6 protein-coding genes and 2 pseudogenes are annotated in these 8,771 nt (G+C 57.8%); 2 read left to right on the top strand and 6 right to left on the bottom strand.

The annotated features are described in order from the left end of the window. Nucleotides 1-5: 5 nt before the first annotated feature. Nucleotides 6-1,262: pseudogene (locus ALO64_RS18060) on the bottom strand (PAS domain-containing protein); the annotation flags it as partial. Then, nucleotides 1,259-2,743, bottom strand: coding sequence for an ATPase domain-containing protein (locus ALO64_RS18055; RefSeq protein WP_010209544.1), 1,485 nt, complete (start codon nt 2,741-2,743; stop codon nt 1,259-1,261). The gene ALO64_RS18055 and the pseudogene ALO64_RS18060, both read right to left, overlap by 4 nt. Nucleotides 2,744-2,963: 220 nt before the next feature. Here ALO64_RS18055 and ALO64_RS18050 point away from each other — a divergent pair, with 220 nt between their 5' ends. Further along, a complete protein-coding gene (locus ALO64_RS18050; RefSeq protein WP_044343966.1) occupies nt 2,964-3,776 on the top strand; it encodes a crotonase/enoyl-CoA hydratase family protein in 813 nt (270 codons plus the stop codon). Nucleotides 3,777-3,815: 39 nt separating this feature from the next. Next, nucleotides 3,816-4,652, top strand: a complete 837-nt coding sequence (gene nudC, locus ALO64_RS18045) for an NAD(+) diphosphatase (RefSeq protein ID WP_044343967.1) — start codon at nt 3,816-3,818, stop codon at nt 4,650-4,652. Here the strand turns inward: nudC and ALO64_RS18040 are convergent. From ALO64_RS18040 to ALO64_RS18025, 4 genes and pseudogenes are all read right to left on the bottom strand, one after another. After that, complete coding sequence (locus tag ALO64_RS18040) at nt 4,620-5,399, bottom strand: TSUP family transporter (protein ID WP_044343984.1); 780 nt, start codon at nt 5,397-5,399, stop codon at nt 4,620-4,622. The genes nudC and ALO64_RS18040 overlap by 33 nt on opposite strands. A 92-nt stretch (nt 5,400-5,491) precedes the next feature. After that, nucleotides 5,492-6,639: pseudogene (locus ALO64_RS18035) on the bottom strand (Gfo/Idh/MocA family protein). Nucleotides 6,640-6,741: 102 nt separating this feature from the next. After that, nucleotides 6,742-7,509, bottom strand: a complete 768-nt coding sequence (locus tag ALO64_RS18030; RefSeq protein WP_044343968.1) for an SDR family oxidoreductase — start codon at nt 7,507-7,509, stop codon at nt 6,742-6,744. Between the two features lie 27 nt (nt 7,510-7,536). Further along, nucleotides 7,537-8,604, bottom strand: coding sequence for a phosphotransferase family protein (locus tag ALO64_RS18025; RefSeq protein ID WP_044343969.1), 1,068 nt, complete (start codon nt 8,602-8,604; stop codon nt 7,537-7,539). Nucleotides 8,605-8,771: the final 167 nt, after the last annotated feature.

Raw genomic sequence — 8,771 nt, 5'->3', positions numbered from 1 at the left:
GTCTACACCCTCTTAGGGTCCGCTTCTGCAGTCCACAGATCGCTGGCCATGCGCAATTGCAAATGAATGCTCTCGTTGACACTGCGCTGCAACAGTTCGTCCATGGCATTGACCAGATGGTTCATCTCCACCGGCTTTGAGTCCAGTGACTGGCGCAGCGAGAATGCCAGCAAGCGATGGGTAAGTGCTGCGGCGCGATTCGCCGAGGTCACACCCAGGTCGATCAGGCTGTTGAGGTCCTCTATACTTCCGCGCGCCAGGCGTCTTCTTATCAATTCCAGGCTGCCGATGATCCCGGTCAGCATGTTGTTGAAGTCATGGGCAATACCGCCGGTCAATTGGCCGACTGCTTCCATTTTCTGAGACTGACGAAGAATGTCTTCCTTGTGGCGCAACTGCGAGGTGCGTTCTTTGACCTGTTGTTCCAATGTTTCATTGAGACGCCGCAATTGCGACTCGGCTTGCTTGCGTTCGGTGATGTCAGAGGTCACGCCTGCCAGAGAACTGACCAGACCGTTCTTGCCGCAAATGGCGCGGGCGCGCACATCCACCCAACTGAGTGAGCCATCCGGCCAGACGTTGCGGTATTCGATGATCAGATCGACACCGGTGTCCAGGCTGCGCTGAAGCGCCGACTGCATTCTGGGCTGATCTTCGAAATACACAGCGGCGAGCCAGTCGTCGTAATTGAACGTGTCCTGTTCGTTGCGGCCATAGTGACTTTTAGTAATATCCGAACAAGTCAGTTTGAGGTATTCCGCTTCCAGCAACCAGGAGCCCAGCCTGCCGGCCTTGAGCGCATTCTGCAGACGGCCTTCACTTTCGTGCAGGTCCTCCATGCGCGCTCGTGCTTCATACTGACGTCTGCGCCCGCGCACGGCCGTGACGACCAGGCTGACCAGAGTCGCAGGATGGAAGGGTCGTTCGAGAAAGGTCACATTGCCCAGTAGATTACCCATCCGTGCAGACGGATTGTGATCCGGACCGCCATGATGAGTCATCAGGACGATCGGCAGATCCGACCACGCTGGCTGGCGACTGATGAGGTCCAGCAGCGGTTTAATGTCACTATTGCGCAACGCCTCATCGGCGATGATTGCCAGGCCAGCGCCCGAGCTCAACTCTTTGACCAGTTCGAACAGGTCATGGGCCACCGTTGCCAGGTAGCCGGCTTCATCGAGGATCCGCATAGCGATCTGACTGTCTCGACCTCTGGGCACCAGAATGATTGCGCGCTCCGACAACAGTCCTGGAATACTCACAGGTCGTCATCCTCAAGCAGCGGTTTCTTGTCGCCAAAGTATGACGGCACCCCGCGCAGTACGCCTTGGAAGGCTTCAAGCGGCTTACCGATCTTCAGACCGTTGGCACTGATGCGGTATTCACGAATAGTGGACTCGTGAGTGCCCGTGCGCTTCTTGATGATGGATATCGCGCGACGCACCTGACCCAAAGCTTCGAAATAACGCAACAGAATAACGCTGTCGGCAAGGTAGGTAATGTCGACCGGTGAGCGCATGTCACCGACCAGCCCGTGTTGTGCAACGGTCATGAAGGTCGATGCGCCCTGGCGGTTGAGGTAGAGCAGAAGCTCATGCATGTGCAAAACCAGTGCGCTCTCTTCCGGCATTGCCGCCTGATAACCGTTGATGCTGTCGATGATCACGGTCTTTATCTGCTTGCGGTCCACTGCGCGCCTTACGCGGTGCGCAAACTCGCCAGGAGAAAGCTCAGCCGCGTCGATCTGCTCGACCACCAGATTGCCGGTTTCCTGAAGCGCCCGCAGGTCAATCCCGAGCTTGAGCATGCGTTCGAACAGCAGGCCCATTTCTTCATCGAATATGAACAGCCCCACGCGCTCGCCACGTGCCACTGCCTGTGCCGCGAAAACCAGTGAAATAAGCGATTTACCGGTCCCGGCAGGGCCCAGAATCAGCGTGCTGGAGCCGCTTTCTATGCCGCCGCCCAGCAGGTCGTCCAGTTCTGTGATGCCGCTGCTGACCTGAGTACGGGCGTAATTGGAGCGGTGTTCGGCCGCTACCAGGCGTGGGAATACATGGATGCCGTTCTCGGCGATGGTGAAGTCGTGGAAACCGCCGCGGTATTTCTGGCCGCGGTATTTGACGATCTTCAACCGTCTACGCTCGGCACCGTAGGTGGGTGTCAGCGCTTCAAGACGGATAACCCCGTGGGCCACACTGTGTACGGTTTTATCCAGCGCTTCGGTGGTCAGGTCATCGAGCAGCAATACCGTCGCGTTATAACGCGTGAAGTAATGTTTGATGGCCAGAATCTGGCGTCTGTAGCGCAATGAACTTTGCGCCAGAAGACGAATTTCCGAGAGGCTGTCGATCACCACGCGAGAGGGTTTGACCCGCTCCACCACCTCGAATATCTGCCGCGTCGCTTCGCCCAGCTCCAGATCCGAGGAGTACAGCAGGCTTTGATGATGATCCGCATCAAGCAAGCTTTCAGGCGGCGTCAGCTCGAAAATATTGATCTGATCGTCAAGCTCCCAGCCGTGTGAGGCAGCACCCGAGCGTAGCTCGCTTTCAGTCTCGGAAAGGGTGATGTACAGCGATATTTCACCCGCTGCTGCGCCTGCCTTCAGGAACTGCAGTGCCACGGTTGTCTTGCCGGTTCCGGGTTCTCCTTCAAGGAGAAAAACATGACTGCGTGAAAGACCACCCGCAAGGATGTCATCCAGACCTTCAATCCCGGTTGCCGCTTTTGACGTATTCAAGTATCGCCCTCTAATAACCCATATAGGTTTTGCTATCACTGATTACTGGACCTCCCGGCATTCTGACCGTTCACACTATTTAACGGTAGCGGGTACAGCGAATATACAAACGCGGCTGGCGGTCGGTCCGGCAAATGTCACTTAAGCCCGGTTACGATGATTGCGTCGCTGTTGTTATAGTCCAGCGCCTGAATACTCAACATGCCCTGAGGATCACGTCGTGACCGATTATCAAAGTCTCCGGGTCGAGCTGGCTGACAGCATTGCTCACGTACAGATCAACCGGCCTGAAAAGCTCAACGCAATGAACGAGGCGTTCTGGACTGAAATAATCGGCATATTCGACTGGATTGAGCGCAATGACGAAGTGCGGGCAGTAATACTCAGCGGAGCGGGTAAACATTTTTCGTCGGGTATCGATCTGGCATTGCTGGCTTCTGTTGCCAACCAGATGGGCAAGGATCCAGGCCGTAATGCCCGGCTGTTGAGGCGCAAGATCCGTGACATGCAGGCTTCGTTCACTGCAGTGGCAAATTGCCGAAAGCCGGTTCTGGCTGCTATTCAGGGCTATTGCCTGGGTGGTGCCATAGACCTGATTTCGGCCTGTGACATGCGTTACGCCGCCGCCGACGCCCAGTTTGCCATTCGCGAGATCGACATGGGCATGGCAGCGGATGTAGGGACTCTGCAACGTCTGCCGCGAATCATCGGCGATGGCGTGCTGCGTGAGCTGGCTTATACCGGGCGTACCGTGGGAGCTGAAGAGGCGCAGAGGATCGGGCTGGTCAATCGCACCTTCGATGACCTGGAAGGTCTGTTGCAGGGCGTCTTCGCGGTGGCCCGGGAGATAGCCGGCAAATCACCCATTGCCATCGAAGGCACCAAGCAAATGATCAGCTACATGCGCGATCACCGAGTGGAGGACGGCCTGGAACACGTTGCCATCTGGAACGCAGCCATGCTGCAATCACCTGACCTGAAGCTGGCGATGGTTGCGCAGATGAACAAGCACAAGCCGGTCTTCGATAATTGATTCATGATAGAGCTCGAATCTGAGCAAAGGAGTTTTTCCATGGCGCACCCGGAGCGTTGGACAACTGCAGTTCTGGATGTCGAGGCCGATGGTGGTTTGGCTGTGGTCCAGAGTGATCAGGGGTTTTTGCTGGATACCAATGGGGCAATGTTCCCCAGAGGCTGGCTGGCGGGGCTGGATTTGCCAGTGCAGAGCGAGCACGGCATCGGCTATTTTGAGGGTGAGCCTGTCTACCTGCTGGTGCTTGAGCGCCCGGTTGCGGTCGAGGGCTGTTCGTGGCAAGGCTTGCGTCAGTTCATGCTGGAAGGCGATTTTGCGGTCTTCCAGATGCTCGGCTACGCCGCGCAAGTCAGTACGTGGGCCAGAGAGCATCGCTTTTGCGGAGCCTGCGGTCGTGCGACGGTGCAGATCCGTGGAGAGCGGGCGATGTTCTGCGAGCACGACAACCTGCGTCTGTACCCGCGTATTTCCCCGAGCATGATCGTGCTGGTCACGCGGGGCGATGAAATACTGCTGGCCCGCTCACCACGGTTTGTCACCGGCATGTACAGCGCGCTGGCAGGGTTTGTAGAGCCGGGCGAGTCTGCCGAAGACTGCGTGCACCGCGAAGTGATGGAAGAAGTGCAGGTGCGCATCAAAAACCTGAAATACATGGGCAGCCAGTGCTGGCCGTTTCCGCACTCGATGATGCTTGGCTTCCATGCCGAATATGATAGCGGTGACATAGTGACCCAAGCGGAAGAAATCGAGGACGCACGCTGGTTTCATGTTGATGACTTGCCGCCGTTACCGGCCAACCGTTCTATCGCCCGCTATCTTATCGAGGCGTATCTGGCCGAGCGCTCAGGCGCCCCCGAACCAGTGCTGCCAGGCTAGGCGCACGGTCAGTCCCAATACCACGGTGATGAACACTGGGCGGATGAATTTGGCACCGCCCTTGATTGCAGTGCCTGCGCCGAAGTAGGCACCCAGCATTACCGCAAGGCCCATGCTCAGGCCGATGATATAGTCCACCTGGCCGGAAAATATGAATACCGAAAGCGCCACGGCATTGCTGACGAAATTCATGCTGCGCGCCACGCCGCTGGCCTTGACCAGATCCACCGGGTAGAGCAGCAGCGTGCTGACCGTCCAGAAGGCGCCGGTACCGGGCCCGGCAACACCGTCATAGAAGCCCAGCCCCAGCCCTTGTGGCAGTTGCCATTTCTTTTTGATCGGAGCATTGCTATCCAGTGGTGCCTTGGGCGTGCCGCCAAACAGCAAGTACAGCCCGCAACCGAACACAATGACCGGCAACATCTGGTTCAGCCATTCGGCTGGCAGGTAATGAGCAATGACCGCGCCGGCTGCGGCACCCACCGCAGTGCCGACCATTGCGTGTATCCACTGTCTGGGATGAAACAGTTTGCGGCGATAGAACGTAAAACTGGCGGTTGCCGAACCGAACGTCGAACTGAGCTTGTTAGTGCCCAGCACCAGATGCGGTGGCAGACCGGCTGTCATCAGGGCGGGTGTAGTAAGCAGTCCGCCACCACCGGCGATGGCGTCTATAAAACCCGCGATGAACGCAACGACAGCAAGAATGGCGAGGGTGGTCAGGTCGACGCTGAGTTCAAAAGGCATGGTGGCAAGCGTGCTTATAGGGGAGGCGGGAGGGGGCAGAATGGCTGCCTGAATGTGGCGCATTCTACCCCCTTGCCAAGCGTTGCAGGAAGTCAGATATCGCTGAGCGCGACCCAGCGTTGCTCGGCGGCGGCGAGGCGAATGGCAGTCGCCAGACGCTCGATCTGCCAGGCTTCTTCGAAGTCCGGACCACGGCGCCCTTGCCGCATACCGCAAGAATGAGTGCCTGTACCTCAAGTGCCTTGAGTTCGTTGTAACCCAGCTGATGGCCCGGTGCCGGGCAGAATGCCGCGTAACCGGGTTGCGCAGGGCCTGCCAGAAGACGCTGAAAACCATCGCGCCCAGCTGCGCCAGTGCGATAGATGCGCAGTTCGTTAAGGCGCTCCTGATCGAATGCCAATGTGCCCTTGGTGCCGCTGATTTCGAAACTCAGGTGGTTTTTGTAGCCGTGTTTCAGCCAACTGCTACTGAACGTTCCGCGCGCACCATTGGCAAAACGCAGCAGTGCGTGGGTCTGGTCATCCACTGCGATGCTGCGCATTTCCTGGCTTCCGTTCCTCGCAGGGCGTTGGCGGTGTACGGTGCTGGAGTCTGCGCAGACCGCTTCGACATCGCCCAGCAAATGGCGAGCCATCGCCAGCAAGTGACTGCCCAGATCGGCCAGCGCGCCGCCCGCATGCGCCGCTTCGCAACGCCACGACCAAGGGGACGACGGGTTGCCCATGAAGTCCTCGCTGAACTCACCCTGAAAACTGACGATATCGCCCAGTTCGCCCACGTCGATCATTTCCCTGGCAAGGCCGATCATAGGGTTGTGCTGGTAGTTGTAGCCAACCTGAGTAACAACCCCGGCGGCCTTGGCGCTACGGCGCATGTCGTCGGCCTGGGCGAGGCTCACCGCCAGCGGTTTTTCGCAATACACTGCCTTGCCTGCGGCGATGGCGGCCATGGCCATGGGGAAATGCAGATGATTGGGCGTTGTGATCGCCACGATCTGCACCTGCGGATCACTGATCAGGTGCTGCCAGTCAGCGTGGCTGTGATCGAAGCCCCAGGCGCTAGCGCACTGCTCGGCCCTGACGCTGTCCGCATCCGCCAGGGCGGTCAGCCGAATGCGTGCCGGCAGATCAAGGGCGGCATTGGCATTGCCGAAGGCCAGGGCGTGGGCACGGCCCATGAAACCGGTGCCGATCAGCCCGATGCCCAGTTGCGCCTGCGACGTAGAAGGGTTTTCCCGCATGACATTCTCCAGAGAGGATTGTTGTTGTGCGGAAAATATATTCCATAAATATAAAATATGGAAAATTAATTCATTTTTCAGCGTGGCAGTCAGTTCCAGACATCAGGATAAAAATCCGCCGTCGACATTAAGCGCAACGCCGGTGGTGTAGCTGGATGCTGCGCTCGCCAGATACAAGACCGCGCCAGCCATTTCGCTGGGCGCTGCGACGCGTTTCAGCGGAATCTGCGCCAGGGCCATATTGAGAATCGCATCGTTCTTGACCAGCGCCGATGCAAATCGGGTATCTGTGAGGCCGGGCAGCAAAGCGTTGCAGCGAATTCCGAACTCGGCGCATTCCTTGGCGAACACCTTGGTCATGTTGACCACCGCCGCTTTGGTCATTGAATAGACACCTTGATAGGCACCCGGCGACACCGCATTGATGGATGCAACATTGATAATGCTGCCACCGCCGCCTTCGCGCATCAGCTTGCCGGCTTCCACCGACATGAAGAAATAGCCGCGAATGTTAACGTCGATGGTCTTTTGAAACGCGCTGAGGTCGGTGTCCAGCACATTGCAGAACTGCGGGTTGGTGGCTGCGTTGTTGACCAGTATATCCAGGCGCCCGAATTGCTCGCGAATCTGGGCGAAAACGCTGGTTATCTGCTCCATCTCGCCAATATGGCAGGCAATGGCTGTGGCCTTGCCGCCCTCGCTGATGATGGCGTCGGCAACCGCCTGACACCCGTCGAGCTTGCGGCTCGACACAACAACGTGCGCGCCCTGTTGAGCGAGCAGCATGGCAATGGCTTCACCGATTCCCCGGCTCGCGCCTGAAACAAAAGCAACCTTGCCATCAAGGTCGAAAAGCTGGGTTCTGGACATGTCGTTTCCTTGTCTTGGCGTTGGCGGTCAAAGGCTGGATTTGGTGATTACATTCAGGCTCATCTGCTCCAGCAGCCTGTTCATGTCAATGAACCGGGCAAAGCGTTTGTCCTGAGTCTGTCCATGGAAAAAACGGTAGTAAATCTGTTGCACGATACCGGCCAGACGAAACAGGCCGTAGGTGTAGTAGAAGTCGAAATTGTCGATACGGATGCCCGAACGTTCGGCGTAATAGTCGACGAACGCCTGGCGCGTCAGCATGCCGGGGGCATTGCTCGGCTGGCGACGCGTCAACTGAACCGGCAGCGGGTCGTCAGCCTGGACCCAGTAGGCGAGGGTATTGCCCAGGTCCATCAGCGGATCACCGAGCGTGGTCAGTTCCCAGTCCAGCACGCCGATGATGTTCATCGGCTTATCCGGATCGAGGATCACATTGTCGAAGCGGTAGTCGTTATGCACGATGCTGGAGGTGGGCGAGTCGGCGGGCATTTTGTCTGCCAGCCACGCCTGGACCTGCTCCCATGCCGGAGCGTCCGGGGTTCGCGCTTTTTCATAACGCTCCGACCAGCCCGAAATCTGCCGTTGCACGTAACCCTGGGGTTTGCCCAGATCACCCAGGCCGCACGCCTGGTAATCAACGCGGTGCAAGTCCACCAGTTTGTTGATGAAGCTCTTGCACAGGTCTTCAGTCTGTCGTGCATCCAGCGCCAATTCGGGCGGCAGATCAGAGCGCAGGATGATCCCCTTGACGCGCTGCATCACGTAAAACTCCGAGCCGATCACCGACTCATCCGTGCAGTGCAGGTACGCTTGCGGGCAATAGGGGAAGGCATTCCTGAGCTGATTGAGAATGCGGTATTCACGACCCATGTCATGTGCCGATCGCGCCTTGTGTCCGAACGGTGGGCGCCGCAGCACCAACTCGCGCTCTGGGTACTGAATCAGGTAGGTCAGGTTCGATGCGCCTCCGGGGAACTGACTGATCGCCGGGGTGCCACGCAGATCCGTCAGATGCGCCTTCAGGTACGGATCTATCAGGGAGGCGTCCAGTTCTTCGCCGCTGCGAATCCCGGTGGACTGGTCAGTCAGTGCCATACGTATACCTTGTGTTTATTATGGTCAGCTCAAACTATTGACTAATCTAATGATCGTCTGAACCACGAGCAAGCTCGCGGCAGCGTTATAGACTAGCGTGTTGCCGGGCAATCAGCGACTCTGATTGCTGCTTTGTACAGAACGGCACAGACAAAAAAACCGAAGCG

Source organism: Pseudomonas meliae, assembly GCF_001400515.1.
In the GTDB taxonomy this organism is placed as follows: domain Bacteria; phylum Pseudomonadota; class Gammaproteobacteria; order Pseudomonadales; family Pseudomonadaceae; genus Aquipseudomonas; species Aquipseudomonas amygdali.
Note: the sequence above shows the minus strand (reverse complement) of the source record. Positions and strands in the feature narration are given on the sequence as shown.

What these genes read in the sequence shown, in the direction of transcription:
- ALO64_RS18040 (WP_044343984.1), bottom strand. Translation starts at nt 5,399, where the DNA reads ATGCCTTTTGAACTCAGCGTCGACCTGACCACCCTCGCCATTCTTGCT.
- nudC (WP_044343967.1), top strand. Translation starts at nt 3,816, where the DNA reads ATGGCGCACCCGGAGCGTTGGACAACTGCAGTTCTGGATGTCGAGGCC.
- ALO64_RS18025 (WP_044343969.1), bottom strand. Translation starts at nt 8,604, where the DNA reads ATGGCACTGACTGACCAGTCCACCGGGATTCGCAGCGGCGAAGAACTG.
- ALO64_RS18030 (WP_044343968.1), bottom strand. Translation starts at nt 7,509, where the DNA reads ATGTCCAGAACCCAGCTTTTCGACCTTGATGGCAAGGTTGCTTTTGTT.